The organism is uncultured Aquimarina sp., assembly GCF_947495315.1.
Classification (GTDB): Bacteria; Bacteroidota; Bacteroidia; order Flavobacteriales; family Flavobacteriaceae; genus Aquimarina.
In genome coordinates this window covers 70,410-89,646 of sequence record NZ_CANLYD010000024.1, presented here as the reverse complement: position 1 = coordinate 89,646, position 19,237 = coordinate 70,410, and the positions used below count along the sequence as shown (strand labels likewise).

Sequence of the window (19,237 nt, the reverse complement as noted above, 5' to 3'; positions counted from 1 at the left end):
TCGAGCGTCTGATATATCAGTTTGAAAATGTCAGTTATTGATTTATCTTCTGAAATCTGATATTTCTCGTTTTTATCCTCCGGAAGATAGGTTTGCTCAATGACCTTGCAGTAGTTAAGAAGCAAAATTTGATGATTTTGTATGATCGAATTAATACTACTGGGATCATCAATACATCGAAACACTTTATTATGGATATCCCTCTTTACTTTTTTTAAAGTATCAGATAGCAGGTTTTCATAAAATGTGTATCTCTCTGTTTCCTCACTATTGTTTTGTTCTTCGGTTAATGTATAATTTGATTTTAGGTTTTTAGAGTTTAGTGAATAAAATTTTTTAGTTGTTTGGCTGATCAATGGATTCAGATCTTCGTGCAGGATCTGATAAAATATATCCATAGGTTCCATAGACGATATGTGTTTTGGTTATTTTCCCTTTTATGTATTTATATGTTCATAGTGCTGTTTTTTTTAAGTTGTTAGTTTCCATACTGCTCTATATTATAATCCCAATAGCAGTAAATTTCCTTGCGAATCCTTCTTTGAAATGTTATGTGCTATTAAAAAAGCACTTATCTCAATCTCGTGAGAGGTATTTTGTACATTTTCTAGCAGGTTGCTTTTTGTTAGTCTTAAAAGTTCTAATGGCGCATATTTTGTTTTAAAATAATAGGTGGTGAAAGGGTTGCATCTGCTAAAACCTCGTTTTACCTCTTTATAAATATGAATCCAATCATTAGATCCCTCAAACTCGCAAAAGTTACCGTTAGGTAAGATTGTAAATCCAAAAGGATCTACAGCGCTCTCCTGATCCATATCAGAATTGATTATTCTTTTAAGATGATCTGATTGTAAGGGGCTTTTTGCATAGTATAGCAAAACTTCCATTCTATGTAAAAGATCAAATACTTCAATCTTTTGCATTCCTTCAAAATTACGCATGACTTTATATAATAGTTGTTGTTCTTGTTTCATTTTTGGTATTATTAGGTCATAAACTAGCACCCTCTCTTTTGCTATTAATCAAAAGGAGATATAATTATTTCATTTATTGAATTGAAAACACTAACCTATTTGCAAATTTGGTAGGATGTTTTGCTTAAATAAGAAAGGTTTGGTTAACTATTGATATAACTGTTCTATTGAACCAGCTACAAATCAATTTAACTGGTTCTTATCTTTTATAATCCTTCTTTGATTATTCCGCTAAGTCAGGAGACTTTACGGAGCAGGGGTTACCAATTATCATCAAAACCTTTATATAATACTTCCCCTTCTTTTGTAAATTTTACTTTAAAAATATTACGGTATAGCTGTGCAATCTGTTTTCTGAGAATAGAATTTTCTTTGTTGTTTGATTTTAATCGCTTAAGAACATCACCTGATCTTTCAGTAGTTGCAAAGGAAAAGTCTAAATCAAATATTAATGGATAAAACTTTGTGTCAATTACAACTTTTCGGTTTGTCGCTATCTTCCAAAAAACATCAGAAGAACTAACAAAAGCAACAAAATAGTCATTATGCCTTTGTAAATCTAATACAACATTATTAGTGTTCTCTAGTTCTGAAAAATGATTTTTTAAAATATTTTCAACTTCCACAGGTAGTACATAAACAATAGTGTTATCTAAATTAGAAGGTTTTGCTACCTCAGTTGACTTGCATCCTATTAATAAAGACACCAAGAATAATAGAATTATATTTCTCATATTTTATAAATATTTTTTTAAAGCATCTTGTCCTACACTCTGATTAAATGTTCTGCTAATATTATTGGTTTGTTTTCCATTATAAGTACGATGCATTAGAGGTCCTGTTCCTCCTGAAAATGGTGCTGGAACTGAACTAGAAATTTTCCCAGTAAAAGAATCTATAGAATAAATTGGTATACCCAATTTAGAGGATGTATTGACATCTGTTGGAGAAGTTCCTGGAATATTGGTTCTTGTCGTTGTTGTTGTTCCAGTAGTAGTAGTAGATGAAACATCATTATGAGAATGAACTACTCCTAAAAGGATATTTTGACTACCACCAACTGTTTTTCTCCCATCTCTTTGTACATCATATGAGATCGTAGCATTACCACTATTTACCGATGTAACTCCATCAGCCCCCCTAACGCTAGTAACCTCTGCCGTTGGATTACCTGCACTTTTAGAGTCTATTTTAAGTACTATAGATGTTTGTCTTTCCACAGATTGGTCGACTACAGTTTGATTATTGACATTATCAATATCATTCTGTATCTTATTTTCATTTATGGTTACCACATTACTCGATTTTTGTAATTGTGATGTTGCTTCCATAGAAAGGGTAGAACCATTATTATTAGATTTAATATCTCTAAAATCATCACCATATATAACCCTAACATTATTTGTAACTGCACCATCCTCACCTAAGTACTTACCATTTTCATCTAAATAATGATCAGTTGGAGCCATTCCATCTGGATCGATAAAGTATATAGGATTGTTAAAAGCATAATTATATGGTGAGTGTCTACGCATATCTTCTGCAAGTGGATCGAGATTCATCCATCGTCCAATCGCTGGATCATAATTACGTGCAGTAATATCAATCCATTTTAACCCAAGTTCATTTTGCTCTTCTTTACCACCAAAACCATACTTGTGCTCTGATATGATAAGATCATTGTATCCTTTATGTTGTAGTCCAAAGGGATAATAGTTCTTCTCTTGTAGGATTTCGTGTGCCAGATCACCATCACCATCTACATCTGCGTTATTTCTCAGGATATCGATTTTACCATCCCTATCCTTGTCTGAGTAAGACAATCGAATATTCCCTAAATGATCTTTATATTGGTATACGTAATCAAATTCACCAGTCCCATTAGGTTCTATATATCCTTCCGGGTGGTTCATGAATTTTAATACTTTTTCGTCAGAATTATTAGGTCCAGGAGGTAATCCAATGGAATAATTACTTTCATAGATATGATTTCCTGCATACTCAGTAGTATTACTAGATGGATAGTTTGTTACTACTTTTCTCAGTTTCAATCCAGTCGCATCATATACATAATCGATACGTTTCTGTTGGCTCGGTATACTAGAAACAAACTCAATCCTTTCTGGTAAGTTTAAGTGATTATATGTAATCGAGCTTATATCTTTATTTTTATCAAAAATCATATTTCCGTTGTCATCATAAAGATAATCATTATCTGTATTACTTCCCTCAATAAAACCTTCGTTCTTATTACCACTATCAGTTACTTTGTTTAGTTTATTGCCATTATCATACTCATAGGTTAAATTATCCATTACATTATCAGTACCAGCCTGATCATACCTTATAAGCGTGGTTATATTGCCATTTTTATCATATTCTATATCTCTTAGATCATAAGATCTACGAAAAGCCTCGGTAAGAGATTCGTTAAATCTTAAATAACTACCCTTTATCCTATTTAAAGCATCATATTCATGCGCATAGGAACGTTTTGTATTATCATTAGTTGTCTTCCATATAGTTTGTGCAATATTACCATTATATAAAGATGGTACATTATAACTACCTTCTACAGTATTGTAGTTGATCTTAAACGTAAACAAATCATCTCCAATGGTATTTACATCATTAATATCGGTTAACCATCCTCTTACATTATACTTATAATCTACGGTTTGTAAGGGTGCTTGTTCTGCATTCCCTACTTTTTTACTTTCTAACTGTCCTAGATCATCATATACATTATGCGCAATCAACTCTTCTGCAAAGTTATTGATTTGTTGTTTTTGGGTTACTAATCTCCCCATATGATCGTAGGTAAAAGTGTCTGTTGTTATCAGAGGTGTACTGCCATTTTTTACATGAGAAGTCCTAGCCTCTATAGGTTTGCCCACAAAATCTAATTTGGTCTCTGTTTTATCAATAGTACTCAAGTAATGATTTCTGGTACCTGACCAGATAGTTCGCCCGCTATCATCATATCCAATTACAGTCGTTATCCAATTATTAGTTCCTAATACTCGTATTTTAGATCCCGTTGGTAAACTTTTTACATTATTACTGGTTGACACACCATATACACTAGCAGGTTTGTTCATTCCATCTTGATCAAAGGTATAATTGTCGTAGTAGTTGATGGTATAAATCTGGTTTATCCCGGTAGGTATTGCATCATTGCTGTAATATATTGAAGTACCTGCAATTACAATAGAAGATGTAGTTCTATTCACCCAATTGGTAGATCTGGTATCTGCAAAACCTTGCATAATAGTTCTGTTGATGACGCTTGGATGTATATGTAATCCTGTAAATGCTACTCTTCCAAATACATCATATTTGGTAAAGAGCCATTCTCGTTTTGGCCGCTGATTGGCATCCTGTGTCATCACTGGCTGGTCCAATTTGTTATATACGATATACTCCCATCCTTTGCCTGGTATTTTCTTTTCTACTAATCGGTTTCTGCTATCATATTTATATTGATATCCCAGTTCATTGAGTTCTGTAGTGGATACTCCGTTAGTGACTGTAACCTTTGGAGGGATTACATAAGTAAGATTTCCAAAATCATCATATACATAATAGGTGTCGTGGGCACTTCCGTTATAGGTTCTTTTTAAAACAACTCTTCCTGATTTATCTGTATATTCTCTTGTAGTGTGATTATCACCATCACTACTTTTCCAGTTTTCATCTTTGGTGATGTTTACAAAGAGTTCATTATCTGGATAATCACCTACTTTGACCAAAGCAGGAGCTTCGGTATTTCCTCCTGTAAAGTTTACTTTAAAATACACCACATCATCTGCGGCACTATTGGCCTTCCTATCCAATTTTATGGTATGATCATCTCCGGTAGATTTTGCAATCCATTCTAATCCAGGTGCTGCTTGTTTTAAAGGTCTGCTTAATGGAGAAGCCTCAAAAATGGTTTCTGAATATGGATTAGTGGTATTTTGATACTTTGTGGTGTTATAAAAATTATTTAACTCTGTCAAAGGATCAGTATATATCGCTCCGTTTTGTGTCCCTTCAGAAGCATAGGGAAGATATTGTTTAGACTGTCTGCTAAGAGCATCATATTCATAATGGGTGATGATATCTTTGGGTTTGGATTGCTCAATCAACTGAGCAATTGGTTGTAAGTTATTATCAACCCTACTAATCTTCGGATTCCAATAATATGCATAAGAATTAGTAGCATTTCCATCATAATAAAAATCTCTTAATCGAGTAGAAGTAGTAGTATTTTTCCATTTAAAATCTGTTCCATTAACTACTTTTGTACCGTTCACATCATAGATTCCGCTAATAGAAGGATTTCCTCCTGTATAATTATGTGGATATATCATCCCAACTAATAAATACCAAGTACTTGCATTAGGCAATTTTTCATGTAAGAAATATGGATTTCCATTGCTAGTTCCATTTACAAAATTCACATCCCAAATCCCGTGGTATGCTGTTCCTGATACAGTTCCTGTACGTTTGATCCATACAGTATACATATATCCTATGGATTTGTCTATCGTGAAATGATCCGAATTCCACCCTGCGTTGGTTTGTATATTTTCATTATTTCCGCAACGCCATAGTAAGGATTGCTCGCTAAATGGATTGGTTCCAAATTCACGCTTATTATCTACTGTTCTACCTGTACTATTAAACAAGGGAGTTGATCCATTTCCAACGGTCCAATCATCAGTCCAATCAAAAATATTAGTGCTTTGTTTTTGTCCACCTGCCCTTACAGCAATTGATTGTTTAACCCTACCTAATCCATCAAAATAATTGACAGATTCAATCTTATCACTCTCCAGTACTTGGCTTTGTTGTCCATCCTGAACTTCGGTCTGATAAACCGTCGTTTTTACATAATTCTCGCTCTGTGTCTGTGCGCTTACTACTGTACTTACTAATACAGTAATTACTAAAAATAGTGTTCTCATCTTTATCATCGTTCCTGTATTAGTTATTCTTATAATGGTACTCGTTCTCTGATAGAATATTTCCATCTTGATCTTTTACGAATTTTAATCGATTAAAATCATCGTAATTATAATATATAGTATAGCCTCGCGGATCTGTCATTTTTGTAACTCCTACTAAAGGTTCATATTCATAGGTAGAAATCATAGCATTAGGCAAACCAGTTCGCAAAGTGTTTTCCTGAGTGCTAGATAGCCCTCCTTCTACTGTATGGAAATCAGATCCAAATCCAGATAATGCTTCAATTTGTAATCTAGTAGCATTCTCTACCTTAGCTACTGGATATTGTTTGTCATATCCCCAGATGTAGCTGATATGCGAACCATCTGTTTTAGATACTTCTAGAGGATTACCATTGTCATCATAGGCGTGGTATTGGATTCTACTTTCTAAATTTTCGTTTCCTTTGGCGGTTTGTACAAACTCAGGTGCTATGATTTGATTGTTCCAGATTTTAAAATTCGTACGTTGTGTGGTCTTAGCTCCATTATGAATCGTTTCGGTTTGGATAGGTTGTCCAATTCTTTTTTTAATACCATTTTTGTTCATCCTACTGATGGCGTTAAAAGCGTCAGATGGCAAGTTTCCACCTTCTAGAGAACTTACAGAAGCAATATCATCTGGGAAAAAGTTTGTTATTTCAATAATTTGATTATTACTATTGGTAGTTGTGTTCCCTATTGAAAAAGAACGACCTGAATACCCAGAGTCATACATATAACTCTTTATGGTAGTTAGGTTACCTGTATCAAAATAGCTAGTTAAGGTTTGGCGCTCAAGATGATACCGTTCACTTAGATTTTGATATATGTTAAACCCCCCATAACAAGTACCCTCATACGAATAGTCAATCACCACGTTATTTTCTGATATCAATTGACCGAACTTGGTGTAGCTGTTCTCTGTTTGTTCTAAAAGATCGAAGCTACCATCCTTGTTTTTAGCATACGTTTTTTTATCAAGCAGTAGCCCTCTTCTGTGAGAAAAGTCTTGCAAGGGCGTATTTAGTATTATATCAGCTGGTGCCCCATGCTGATAGACATTACTCTGAAATCCATCTCCATCATAGGTGAATAGATAGGTAAATTCATTTTTACCCTGGTTGCCATTGTCTAAAAGTTCCGTTACCTGGGTATAGCCAGCAGTATAGGAGCTACCATTAGTAAGTGGAAAAATACTATTTGACTTCAAAATATCTGAAAACCCTGCTACAACACCCTGGTTGCAGAAGGGTATATTTTTGTATAAGAATGTTGGTGGATTCAGCGAAGCACCACTGGAGGTGGTAGAATCATTAAAATACGTATATTCATAATTTTTCTGAAGTATTTTTGTGCCATCAGAATCATAGTTACTTATCTGATTGACTCGTAATCCACCCGCTGCAATTGCATTTTGATCGTCAGCATCCAATTGCAGTCCAGTTATAAATGCCCTAATTTCTTTTCTATCGCTAATTGTGCCAGTATAGTTGTACAATTTTATTCTTAATAGTAACGAATTTGCTGGGTCATAAACAATACCTCGGGTTAGGTTCTGGCCATTACTTCTGGAAAGTAGGCGTTCTTGGTTATTTTCCAGAATATAAAGTTCCGCATAAGGACAATCCAAACCATCTGGATTCGCGCAAGTTTCCATCGAAACGCTCCAATTAATACCTCCCACATATGGACTTGGATCGTTGATAGTAATATCTTCAACAAACTCAGTAGCATTAGAATTGATACTACTTATACCTCCTAAGGTAGTCTGCACCATATTAGTTAACCCAAAAAAACCTTGATTGCTAATACGATTTGATTCAAAGTTGAATTCGGTAGACCCACCGGTTGGATATTCTATTTTGGTCAAGACACAAGCTTTTGCAAAAGGTTCATATACTTTGCGATCACCACCAAGGATAGTGCTTAGTACCCCATTAACATTCCATTTAATCTCAGGGTATAAACGTATGTTATTTCGCCCATTATAATACCCCCAAAAATCTTGTGCAAAGGAAAAACGATCTGGTAGTATATGCTGTGTGTTATAGGTTAATGTATGGACTTTAATCGGTTGATTACTAAAAATTTGTTTGACGTTTTTTAGGTATAGTCGTTTTCTTCTTTGGTCTAAATCACCAAGATTATCATTATGAAGTTGTGTTGAATTAAAATAGTCATATTCCATCTGATACTCCTCTACGGTATTGTTGAACTTATCAAGAAGTGCTACCCCTGTTAGGGCAAAATCCGCTTTAAGATCTTCTCTAGCTAAATCATAATTGAAGTGTAGCCTACCATTATCATTAGTGATATTAACCACTCTGTGTACCTTGTCTTGATTGTTGGCGTAACTGATACGTTCAATGTTTCCAGAAGTGCCTGAAAGTGCTGCTATTTCTCGACTCTGACTTGTTAAATTCCAGAAAGAAATAGCAGCATAATCATATTCAAAAGAGGTGATGTTGCCATCATAGGCTTCAATATCCATAATATGCCAGGTAGTAATGTAGTTCTGAAGTGGAGTAGAAGCCTGTGGTATGGTCACACCATTGGTGCCATATACTGTTGAAGTATCATTTGCGGATCTAGTCCCATTTTTTGAAGTACCCAGATAATATCTTGTACCATCGATTGCTACTATTTCCCATCCGATGATTTTTCGAGATGCATCCATAATTGGGATAATTTCGATGTCTGATTTTGGAAAGGTTACCACATCGCCTTGCTGGGTAAAAAAGAATTTTCCTTGCTCGCCTAAAATATTATAATTATAAATATCAGATTCAAAGTCATAACCACTATAAACTTCAGCAAGTCTGTTTATTGTTTGCAGATTGGTACCAGCTAATAAATTCGCTACAGTATAATGTGTATTTATAAAACCTCCACCAGAGTCATCAGGTAGTCCTCTGTAACTTCTAGTGATGCTGCCTAATGAACTCATACTCCATCCTAGACCGACCCTAGAGGCTATTTCGTTAACTCGGATACCAGAGGCGTGATAGTTTAAACTTATGGGTATTGACAGTGAGGTACCTTGTAGTGTTGTTAAAGGAATACTAATGCTTGGAACTCCAGTGTATGTGCTTACAGGGATGTCACCATATTTACCTAGTGCCGCAGCTTCAGGATTAGAAGGGACTATTTCGGGTAATTTCTGTGCATATCCATATCCCCAGAATAAGATGGATGCGATTAAAAATGATAGTTTTTTCATATACTTCGTCTTAATTGAATGTTTAATAGTTCGTTTTTTCCCTCAATTCGTAGGTAATGTAATTGGATTTATGCCCATAACATTCCCAGAAATTAGTTTGTATTAATTTAGCTACATAAGTAAGGGTAATTGTTACCTCTGTTTTTTTATTTTTTTTAAATCTTATAGGATTTGATTTTTTCGACTTTGCTTAGTCCTTACAGAATCACATATTGCTTAACTAAAAACTAGCTCATGATATATTGGATCACTTTGTATCATTCTAAACAAATGTTCTTTGATCAAGAATTTCTTTTTCCTGGTATACCCTTCTGTACATCCAATATTACTGGCAATATCTTGTATGCTTTTTCCTTCAAAAAACAACCTTAGCACATTTTTACTATTGTTATTCAATCTAGTAAAATGCTTGTCATAAACTGCTTGTTGATGTCTTTGGTTAATTCTATCCATCACCGTAAGCGATGGATCTATTATTTTATCAATTTGAAACTCTTGATGCTCTAATATTCGTTGTTTACGTAACTGATTTCTCCATAAATTTTTGCAAATTCCGATAAAGTATAAGTATATTGGTTGATGAAGTTCTAGATCTCCTGAATGTAATTTATTATATAGTAATATTAATGCTTCCTGAAATATGTCTTCTACATCTTCTGTAGTCCCTTTATATTGTAGAATCAGCTTTCTTACAGGAGGTAGGTTTTTTTTATAAAATGATTTTAGGACGATCCTGTCTCCGGAAATAATTCCTTCCATGATTTGTTTGTTTTTTGTTGTGTTCATTTTTGTTTTTATATAATTTCCCTTTTAAAATTTGACATGAAAATATCCTTTCAGTATCCGTAAACACCGTTTTTAAATCTTGCAAATTTGTACTTGCAGTAAATTGTTTTATGGAATATTTAGATCTCTAGATCATTGGATGAATTAGATCTTTTACTTTCTTTTAAGAGTTGACTTTTTTGAAATCATTACGGAATTCTATAAAGTGACTATTGATTTTTATAGTAGTTTTGTTACTGATTAAATTTTCGACTACGTTTTAGTTTTGAGACAAATATATGATTGATAATTACGTTAGTGCAAGAGGAGTATATCGTGATTCTGGAATTAAGAGCACGATTTTCTAGAATTAAGACTGGTAAAATATTAAATGAATCTTTGTTTCAATTTTTATAATTAAAAGATATTCTGATGAAAATACAAAAGCTCTTTTTTTGTATCATTCTTATTTTTTTTCTCAAAAATATTTTGTTGGCTCAAAATCCAGAATCTAAAACTATTGATTCTTTGATTCAATTAGATTTTGAAGAACTTTATGAAAAACAATTTTCAGAAAAAGATCTACATAAGAACAGGATAATTGCAGAAGCTTATTTACGAAAAGCAAAAGATCTTGATAGTATTTCTGAAATGGCAAGAGGTTATTTTTGGATCTCATTTATGTTTTCAAATGAATATGAGAAACAAATTATATATATAGATAGTGCTATTGCAAAAGTAAAAAACACTAAGCATGTACTTCAAACTGGTGCTATGTATAATAGTAAAGGCGGAATAACACAATTAAGAGGTGATTACAATAGAGCATTACAATATTACCTTGAAGGTTTAAAAAATTCCGAAAAAATGAATGCTTGGTATTATATATCTATTTTTCGTTCTAAAATTGCCGCCTTAAAAAGAAAGCTAGGGAAATATGATGAAGCAAAAGCTATTTACAAAAAATGCTTGAAATATGAAAAAGAGCAAATTGGTAAAAAAGTAAACGACTCATTACGTTATTTGATGACACTTCAAGAATTAGTATCGACGTATCGATTAAATAAAGAGATTGATTCTGCATACTACTTTCATAATTTCGGAATAAAAATGTCTCAAAACACTGATATTAAAGGAGTTTATACTTTAAATGAAGGGATATTTCAGTATTATAACAAAGATTATGATTTAGCTATCTTGTCATTAGAAAACGGGGTGAAACAGTTTCTGAGAAGTAAATATAAAATAAGCTATGGTTATCATAATTTGATAGATGGATATTTTTATTTAGGTAAATCACATAATTTGTTGAATCAACGGGAAACTGCTCTTGGATATTTTAAAAAAATAGATTCTATTGTTCAATTATCCAATGATTTAATTTCTGAATCAAGACCGGCATATCTTGAAATGATAGAGTATTATAAGTCTATTAGAGATGTAGATAATCAGCTTCATTTTATCAATAAATTATTGTATAACGACAGTATATTAACCAGTAGATATAGATCAACAAGTGATAAACTTATCAAAGAATTTGATACTCCAAATTTAATTTCGGAGAAAGAAAACTTAATTAATCGGCTTAAAAAGAGAAATGATACATCTTCTTATATCATAATTGGTTCCATTGTTATTATCATTATTGTCTTTTTCGTTTTTTTAAGGAGTCATCAAAGGAGTAGAATATATAAAAGACGGTTTAAAGAACTGATCAAAGAAAAAAATGAGAAGGAAAATGAAAAGAAAGAAATTATTATAGATAAGAGAACAACTGATATTTCAAAAGATGTAGTAAATATGATTCTGGAGGAGTTGAATAAATTTGAAGAAAATAAAGGTTTTTTAGAAATTAATTTAACTACAGGAAAAATGGCAAAAAAAATAAATACTAACTCCAAATATCTTAGTCAAATTATAAAACTTTATAGAAACAAAAACTTTACGTCTTATATTAACGATTTGAGAATTGACGAAATAGTAGAACGATTAAAATTAGACAAGAAACTTAGAAAGTATACTATTAAAGCTTTGGCGTATGAGTCAGGATTTAATTCTGCTGAAGTATTCTCAAAATCATTTCATAAAAGAACGGGAATATATCCATCATATTTTATAAAACAATTAAATAATTGAAAAACAAACTTTTAATTTTGAAAAGAAGTCTTAATTCCGGAATCAAGACTAACTTTTATATGATGTTATTAAGTGTTAAAGTACATTTGTATAAAACAAATTATATTATGAAAACAAAATCAAAAAAGTTACAATTAGAAAAGATTACGATTTCAAAGCTTAATAAAAATGATTTGATGTATTTTAGAGGGGGGTCTGCACTTGCAAATTGTGGGGACCAAACGAAAGATAAAAATAATCCTAATTGTAATCAAAGTGAAGGTGGGTGCTAACAATAATTTAAATAGGTTGAATAATTATTTTCAATAAAAACGAATAAAATATTTTAAAACCTTTCAAAGTATATCTATTAAATAATTTTAGTTGTTCTCAATTATTGAGAGCAACTATTTCTTATCCTATGTCCTTGAGAAAATCAAAAAAAGTTTGTTGTGTAATAATTCGATTTAAGATTATTTGCTTACTAGTATTAGCATTTCCTTATAAAAATTTTAGTCAAAACTCTCATTTATCATTTCAAAAGGGTGGTGAAAAAACTTTAATTGGTGATGAAAAACATTCTTATAATCTATCTCTTAAAAAGGGTGATTTTCTACAACTACATTTGCAACAAAAAGATGTTAACCTTCAGGTTTTAGCTTTATCGTCAAGTAAAGATACTATTCAAGTTTTTTTAGATAATTATAGGGAAGATGGTCTCGAGATCGTTGAATTTCCTGTTAAAAAGAGTGGTATGTATACTTTTAAGGTATCGCCTTATATTTCAAAATGGTTAAAGGATTCTGCTCGGGAAAATTTTATTAATAGTATCAACGGTAGTTATATTGTTGAGAAATTCAATACTTTCTCTCCTAAAGAGTATAAAACACTTTTAAAACTCAGAAAAGCACAAAAAGATAGTGTTATTAATTGGATCAGTGATAAATCGATTACCCTTAAAGGTGTAAAAGCTGAAACAGGGTTTGAAGATCTTTCTCAACTGAAGCCTGTTCTGCGGAATGTGAAAGTTGTTGGTATGGGCGAAACCAGTCATGGTGCCAAAGAGATTTTTCAAATGAAACATCGAATGTTTGAATTTTTGGTCAAAGAAATGGGTTTTACTCTTTTTGGTCTTGAGGCTAGTTATATAGGTTGTAAACCCATAAATGATTATGTTTTATATGGGAAAGGCAATAGCAGAGATGCTTTATCTGCTCAAGGATTTTGGATCTGGAATGTTGAGTCTATTGTTGATTTAATTGAATGGATGCACGATTACAACAAAACGGTACCGGAATCCAAAAAAGTGAAATTCATTGGTATTGACACACAAACCAATGGATTAGATATAGCATATAGAAATATAAGTGATTTTATAGGCGATTCTAAAGATAACCCTTTGTTAGATATTAATGTAGACTCTTTATTTCACAGTATTAGGACTGTTAAAAGTAAAAATGATTTATCTGTCCAAAGACAACAATTATACAGAACCTTATCATATATTATTGTTAATGAGATAAGATTAGTTAATAAAAGTTCAAAACAAGAATACCTTAATGTTATTTCAGATCTAAAAAAGGTTATTCAAGGTGTTGAGGCTGGTGATCTTAAACTAAGAGATAAGGTAGATTATAATATTCGAGATGAATTTATGGCGCAAACTATTCTGGAAGAACTGAACAAAAAGGGTCAAGAAGCCAAGATGATGATATGGGCGCATAATGGTCATATTAATAAAGATCCAAAATCTTATACTAATGGTAGTCAAAAACCATTAGGAAGTATTTTAAAGCAATATCTAGGAGATTCAAAATATTACGCCATTGGTTTTTCTACATATCAGGGAAGTTTTCAGGCTAGAAGTTATATAGAAAAAGATAGTAAGTATAAATATGGTAAAGTAGGTTCTTTTAGAATATATCCAAGAGATGAAGAGAATCTAGATTGGTATTTCTTGCAATCGCGAAAGGATAGGTTTTTCCTAGACTTTAAGCAAAAGCCAAAAAATGGTGCCATAAATTCTTTTTTGAATAAAAATTTAGATATGCACTCTGCTGGCTCTATTTGGACTTTTGAACGCAAATATTCTCCAATTTCGGAAATTATTCCAGATAAATATTTCGATGGTATGATTTTTATTAAAGAGACCTCTAGTGCTGTTTTAACACCTAATGGAGAAATAGAAATACAAAACCGAATAGAAAAAGGCAAATAATAAAGGCTTTATTTAATAAGCAAAGCTTCTTTCCAGTTAGTGAGATCATTATTTAGATAAGAAAGAATTGTTAATCCTATTCCAGATAAACCATTCAACAAATCCATTTTCTCTTCACCAAAGTTAATTTTTTCCAAAGAAGGTGATAGAGAGTCTAAAGAAGATTTTAGCCAAAAATCCATACTATCTTTAAAATTATTGTTATTACTTATTTGATAAATCTGTTTATACATGTTTATTATACTAAATGTTCCGTGGCATAACCCTAGATCTTTTATTCCTACTTCTACAGAGTCTTTTCTTTTAGTTGTTTTTAGAAGTAAATCAATAGCTTTTTGATAGAAAGTTTCGTTTCGTATCATTTTAGCCGTTTGTAATAAGGCAATTCCCATACACAAATCCCCATAGCACCAGGCTAATCTGGATTTATAATAAGTTGGTTGATTCTCTACTATCCAATTTGGAAAAGAGGATGTTAAGCTTTTATCAGTATACTGGCAACTTAGAATGTATTTACAAGCTGGTTCTAATAATTTAAAGCACTGTTCAAAAAATATCAGATGTTGTGTTAATTTTGATAAAAAAAACATGGTACTTGGTATTCCGTGCGCTAACCCAAGATTATATCCTTCTGCTTTAAAATCTCCAGATCTTATTTCTGATTTCCATTTAACAATATTTCTCTCTTTAATGGCATTTTGAGATATGGCATTCAATAATTCTAAGAGATATTTTTCATATCTATTCCGAAGTGATGAAATTTGAATGTTTTCATATCTTTTAAGAAAATAATATCCTATACCGATCGCGTCATGAAGAAAATCAAAATTATTATTAGTTATAAAACCTTTCATTTTGTTAAACAGATATTCATCTAAATCTTCTGTAATAATATCTTCTTCTAGCTCAATGAATTTTTCTTCTTTTAATAATTCCAAAACCCAACATGCACCAGCGATCCCATCGCAAAAAGTAGGATAAGTATATCCTTGTTCAATTCTGCTAAAAACTTTTGATATAATCTCAGCTCCTTTTTCTCGATGTCTGTCATCATCTTTATAATTGGCATAATAAAAATGGAACAGGGCATTTCCAGAAATTCCGGTTAATGCACCAATCTCTATATTATAATCTTTATGATTTAATAAGAAGTTAGCTATTTCTTCAAGTTTATTTTCTAGGCTTTTTTTCAGGTCCATTTAAAAGAATAAGTTACGTTTTTAAAGGTGTTATTGTACCAAATAACAAGTCTAAAGAATAAAATCTCTGGTTGTGATTAGCATTTTTAAAAATTAATAACACTATCCAAAGCTTCATCAGTATCCTTATGAATAAAATTACCTTGATAACCAATGGTAGTTGTTAAGTGAGAATGTCTATATAGTTTTTGTAACATCTGTGGGGATATTTTATCACCAGCAATATTACCAAATGAATGCCGTGCAATATGAGTAGTTACTTTTTTATCAATTTCTGCTTGTCTTGCAATTTCTTTTAGATATTTATTAAACTTTTTAACAGCGGTTTTAACCTTGGCATTGATGTCTTTAGGGTCTTTTTGGTTTGCTTTTTTTAGTTCAGGAAAAATGTAATCGTGTTTGCTTTTTTTATCGTGACGATAATAATTGATTATTGACTTTACTTTATCCGATAATTTTAAAGAATCTACTTTATTGTTCTTGTTCATTCGATATATAATTCGATCATCCTGGATATCTGACCATCTAACATTAAGTACATCGGAAATTCTAATACCTGCTAGGTAAAAAGAGAATAGAAATACATTTCGGGTATGCCAAATAGGGGAGTAGTGTTCTAATTCTAATGATTCAATATCAGAAATCTCCTTTTCATCTAATCCTACTTTTACAGTTTCGGGAAACTTGATCTGGATTTTGTTTTTTCCAAAAGGATAATCTTTTTGATCAGCTCTGTCTTCAGTAATTGCTCGGTTGAATAAGGTTCGTATTACTACATACGCATTCATAACTGATCGCTCCGCAGAAGTTGCGCCTCTTTGATTAGTTTTGGTCAGTATGTAGGTTTTAAAACGTTTTAAAAGCGCAGTATCGATTTCATGAAATTGGATGTCTGAACCTTTAAGAAACTCTCTAAATAGTTTTATTCTACTCCCATCGGGGTTTGCTCTATTGAATTTTCCTTGTGCTTTAAGTTCAGTGATGTATTGTTCCGCTAGTTTAAAAAATGAGCTGTCCTTTCTTCCATCTTTAAGTCCATTAACAATATCTGCAGCAGTGAATGATTTTTGTTTGGTTTCAAATTCTAGGATAAGATCATTAGCCTCTGCCAGTTTCTTTATAATACGATGATTTAAGCGTTGTGAATTAGGATGTGATTTTTTTACACGCATTTGATTGCCATCCCAATGTTTTTCTGCCAACCAATCAAAGAATAGATAACTAGCTTTTCTATTGTGAGTAATTCTAAGAGATAGGAGGTAAGTTCCATCCTCTTTTTTCTTGCCTTTATATAACATTAATTTGGTAGTTGCCATACCGATATTTTGCTTTTAGAATACAAATATAATCAATCTGGTTTCAACATAGTTTCAACATTTTATGGTTTTTCTTGGTTTTTTACGATTTTATAAATATTTGGTGAGTATTGATTTTATTAGTATTGATGGGGTATTATGGTGTTTTTCGGTTTTTTTGAGCATGCAAAAACTTGGATTCAAAATCCAATGTCGCAAGACGTGCGGGTTCGATTCCCGCCTTGAGTACGATAAAAGCCTAGATGAAAATCTAGGCTTTTTTGTTTGAGGCACAATATTTTGCTTTTTTTAAGAGGGACATTTAGAATGATATCTTTTAACCACAAAATTTATTGAATAAAAGATTATTAAGGTATCCTCTAAAATCCTCGTTTTTTTATCCGGAAGTACTACTTCACCACGGTAGCCTCTAATTCCACTTTTAAGGTTTCAAACAGGCTTTTTACTTCAAGTACAGTACTAGTTTGTTTCATTTCATGTTTTTTTATCCAATCTTGGAATATATCAAAATGAGACCAAAGCTCGGCAGTCGAAATAGTATAGACATTTAACCGTACAATGTTTTTACAATCGTAGCCAGCTTCGTTAATCACTTGTTCTAAATTTTGAAGAGTCTGAACTAATTGTGTTTTCATATCCGCTGTGCTTGAATTTCCATCAGCATCTATTGCTGTTTGTCCTGAAACATAGAGCGTTCCTTCAGGTTTTCTTACTTCTACGGCTTGTACATAACTTCTTTCATCTTGCCATTTCCAAGGGTTTATTACTCGTCTTTCCATTTGTTCTTCTTTTTTATTTTGTACTAATGTTGACATAGCGGTTACTAATAGTACAGCTAAAATTTTTGTTTTGTTTCTCATAATTGTTGCACTATTATTCCATTACAAATATGAAAATAAGAGTGCCATTGTCGTGTGACATACATCACGATTATAAAAAAGGTAAAAAAGACTAGAAAGAAAGTCGACTAAGAGTCTCGCGTGATACACCTAAGTAAGAAGCTATGAGCGTTTTGGGAACTCGTTGAAATAGTAATGGATACTGTTTAAGAAGTTGTTCATACCTTTCTTTTGCATTCGATGTTAGAAAAGATATTATTCTATTTTGTGAAGCAATATGTCCAGCGTTGGATTTTTTGAGAAAGAAACGCTCTATTTTGGGCAATTCTGTTGATAGCTTTTCGTAATTTTTAAGGCTTAGGGAAAATACAGAAGTGTTTTCTATACACTGTAATGACATTTTTGCTTTAGTTTGTGTAAAGTAAGCCGAAAAATCACTTTCCCACCAGTCTTCCATTGCAAATGAGACGATATGCTGTTTCCCATCTTTGTCATCATACACTAATTTAAGAAGTCCAGAAACCACAAAATAGCAATGCTTTACAGATTCTCCTTGTTGAATAAGGAAATCATTTTTTTTATACTTTTCAAATGAGAAATGTGATAAAACAAACAAGAACTCATCATCAGTAAGAGGGATTAATTTTTCAATATGTTCTTTTAACTTTTCCTTCATTAAATAGAAACTCGAATTTGGGATGTTGTGTTTTAATTGATGTATATACATTATAAAATTACCATATTAATGTATATACTCTGCCTCATAATACGGAGAGTTTGTGAAATTAACATTCAAGAATTAACCCAGTTCTTTACTATGTACTGGCTTTTTATGGTGTAATCCTTTTTTTAATTCCAAATCCCATTAGATTCTGTGAGAATTAAAGGGGTACTATCTGTTACAAGAATGGTATGTTCATGTTGTGTTATATATCCGCCTTTGTTTCCGACCAAAGTCCACCCGTCATTTAATTCAATAGCTATAGTCGAATTTGTTGAAATAAAAGTTTCAATGGCGACAGTTGTATTTTTTTTAAATCTTTTTTGATTAGTTCTTACTCTGTAATTAAGAATATTTTCGGGCTCTTCGTGTAAACTTCTACCAACTCCATGACCTGCTAAATTTTTAATTACTTTAAATCCTGATTTTTTAGCTTCAGTTTCTATCAAATAACCAATTTCCGAAATCTTAACTCCTCCCTTAATTCTATGAATAGCTTTGTATAAAATTTGTTTTGACGCATCAACAAGAGGTTGGTGATTGTTGATGTCTTTTCCGAGTATAAAAGAACCTCCATTATCGGACCAAAAACCATTTAGTTCTGCTGATACATCAATATTAATTAAATCGCCTTCCTTTAATATTTTTTTCTCTGATGGTATTCCGTGAGCCGCTTCTTCATTTACGCTTATACAAGAATAACCAGGGAATCCATAAGTTTGGTAAGGTGCAGATTTAGCGCCATAACTTTTTAAAATATTGCCTCCATATTCATCTAATTCTTTGGTTGACATCCCAATTTTGGCGTATTCTCTCATCAGCTTTAGCGTAGTTCCAACAACCTCACTAATTTTTTTCATTCCGATTAGTTCGGACTCTTTGGTAATTGACATTTGT

General features: G+C 32.1%; 14 protein-coding genes. 3 read left to right on the top strand and 11 right to left on the bottom strand.

Annotated elements, in window-relative coordinates; genetic code table 11:
• The 6 genes from Q0910_RS27385 to Q0910_RS27360 all read right to left on the bottom strand — a co-directional run.
• The coding region (locus tag Q0910_RS27385) for a hypothetical protein (RefSeq protein ID WP_299223694.1) at positions 1–407 on the bottom strand (407 nt) is incomplete at its 3' end.
• Between the two features lie 93 nt (positions 408–500).
• Positions 501–974 (bottom strand): hypothetical protein, encoded by a 474-nt coding sequence (locus Q0910_RS27380; protein WP_299223692.1) that lies wholly within the window; start codon positions 972–974, stop codon positions 501–503.
• 260 nt (positions 975–1,234) lie between these two features.
• Positions 1,235–1,708 (bottom strand): hypothetical protein, encoded by a 474-nt coding sequence (locus Q0910_RS27375; protein WP_299223690.1) that lies wholly within the window; start codon positions 1,706–1,708, stop codon positions 1,235–1,237.
• A gap of 3 nt (positions 1,709–1,711) precedes the next feature.
• The gene (locus Q0910_RS27370; RefSeq protein ID WP_299223688.1) at positions 1,712–5,992 is read right to left on the bottom strand and encodes a DUF6443 domain-containing protein; all 4,281 of its coding nucleotides are present in this window, start codon (positions 5,990–5,992) and stop codon (positions 1,712–1,714) included.
• Entirely contained in the window at positions 5,946–9,167 is a 3,222-nt protein-coding gene (locus Q0910_RS27365; protein WP_299223686.1) for a hypothetical protein, read from the bottom strand. The genes Q0910_RS27370 and Q0910_RS27365 overlap by 47 nt, the downstream gene beginning before the upstream one ends.
• 216 nt (positions 9,168–9,383) lie before the next feature.
• On the bottom strand, positions 9,384–9,953 hold the full coding sequence (locus Q0910_RS27360) for a sigma-70 family RNA polymerase sigma factor (RefSeq protein WP_299223684.1): 570 nt from the start codon (positions 9,951–9,953) through the stop codon (positions 9,384–9,386).
• 411 nt (positions 9,954–10,364) lie between these two features.
• On the opposite strand from Q0910_RS27360, the gene Q0910_RS27355 reads away from it, so the two are divergent.
• From Q0910_RS27355 to Q0910_RS27345, 3 genes are all read left to right on the top strand, one after another.
• Positions 10,365–12,068 (top strand): AraC family transcriptional regulator, encoded by a 1,704-nt coding sequence (locus tag Q0910_RS27355; RefSeq protein ID WP_299223682.1) that lies wholly within the window; start codon positions 10,365–10,367, stop codon positions 12,066–12,068.
• A 107-nt stretch (positions 12,069–12,175) separates the two neighbouring features.
• Positions 12,176–12,340, top strand: a complete 165-nt coding sequence (locus Q0910_RS27350; RefSeq protein ID WP_299223680.1) for a class I lanthipeptide — start codon at positions 12,176–12,178, stop codon at positions 12,338–12,340.
• Positions 12,341–12,474: 134 nt separating this feature from the next.
• Positions 12,475–14,265 (top strand): erythromycin esterase family protein, encoded by a 1,791-nt coding sequence (locus tag Q0910_RS27345; RefSeq protein ID WP_299223678.1) that lies wholly within the window; start codon positions 12,475–12,477, stop codon positions 14,263–14,265.
• Between the two features lie 8 nt (positions 14,266–14,273).
• Here the strand turns inward: Q0910_RS27345 and Q0910_RS27340 are convergent, their stop codons facing one another.
• The 5 genes from Q0910_RS27340 to map all read right to left on the bottom strand — a co-directional run bounded on the left by Q0910_RS27340 (position 14,274) and on the right by map (position 19,233).
• Positions 14,274–15,464 (bottom strand): lanthionine synthetase C family protein, encoded by a 1,191-nt coding sequence (locus Q0910_RS27340; RefSeq protein ID WP_299223676.1) that lies wholly within the window; start codon positions 15,462–15,464, stop codon positions 14,274–14,276.
• An 86-nt stretch (positions 15,465–15,550) separates the two neighbouring features.
• Positions 15,551–16,780 carry a site-specific integrase gene (locus Q0910_RS27335; RefSeq protein WP_299223674.1) on the bottom strand — a complete coding sequence of 410 codons (1,230 nt, stop codon included), beginning with the start codon at positions 16,778–16,780 and terminating at the stop codon, positions 15,551–15,553.
• A gap of 389 nt (positions 16,781–17,169) precedes the next feature.
• Positions 17,170–17,559, bottom strand: a complete 390-nt coding sequence (locus Q0910_RS27330; protein WP_299223696.1) for a RidA family protein — start codon at positions 17,557–17,559, stop codon at positions 17,170–17,172.
• Positions 17,560–17,731: 172 nt separating this feature from the next.
• Positions 17,732–18,295, bottom strand: coding sequence for a Crp/Fnr family transcriptional regulator (locus tag Q0910_RS27325; protein WP_299223672.1), 564 nt, complete (start codon positions 18,293–18,295; stop codon positions 17,732–17,734).
• 173 nt (positions 18,296–18,468) lie between these two features.
• Positions 18,469–19,233, bottom strand: a complete 765-nt coding sequence (gene map, locus Q0910_RS27320; RefSeq protein WP_299223670.1) for a type I methionyl aminopeptidase — start codon at positions 19,231–19,233, stop codon at positions 18,469–18,471.
• Positions 19,234–19,237 lie beyond the last annotated feature (4 nt).

Coding starts and splice junctions, on each gene's coding strand:
- Q0910_RS27380 (WP_299223692.1), bottom strand. CDS start 974: ATGAAACAAGAACAACAACTATTATATAAAGTCATGCGTAATTTTGAA.
- Q0910_RS27375 (WP_299223690.1), bottom strand. CDS start 1,708: ATGAGAAATATAATTCTATTATTCTTGGTGTCTTTATTAATAGGATGC.
- Q0910_RS27370 (WP_299223688.1), bottom strand. CDS start 5,992: ATGGAAATATTCTATCAGAGAACGAGTACCATTATAAGAATAACTAAT.
- Q0910_RS27365 (WP_299223686.1), bottom strand. CDS start 9,167: ATGAAAAAACTATCATTTTTAATCGCATCCATCTTATTCTGGGGATAT.
- Q0910_RS27360 (WP_299223684.1), bottom strand. CDS start 9,953: ATGAACACAACAAAAAACAAACAAATCATGGAAGGAATTATTTCCGGA.
- Q0910_RS27355 (WP_299223682.1), top strand. CDS start 10,365: ATGAAAATACAAAAGCTCTTTTTTTGTATCATTCTTATTTTTTTTCTC.
- Q0910_RS27350 (WP_299223680.1), top strand. CDS start 12,176: ATGAAAACAAAATCAAAAAAGTTACAATTAGAAAAGATTACGATTTCA.
- Q0910_RS27340 (WP_299223676.1), bottom strand. CDS start 15,464: ATGGACCTGAAAAAAAGCCTAGAAAATAAACTTGAAGAAATAGCTAAC.
- Q0910_RS27335 (WP_299223674.1), bottom strand. CDS start 16,780: ATGGCAACTACCAAATTAATGTTATATAAAGGCAAGAAAAAAGAGGAT.
- Q0910_RS27330 (WP_299223696.1), bottom strand. CDS start 17,559: ATGGAAAGACGAGTAATAAACCCTTGGAAATGGCAAGATGAAAGAAGT.
- Q0910_RS27325 (WP_299223672.1), bottom strand. CDS start 18,295: ATGAAGGAAAAGTTAAAAGAACATATTGAAAAATTAATCCCTCTTACT.
- map (WP_299223670.1), bottom strand. CDS start 19,233: ATGTCAATTACCAAAGAGTCCGAACTAATCGGAATGAAAAAAATTAGT.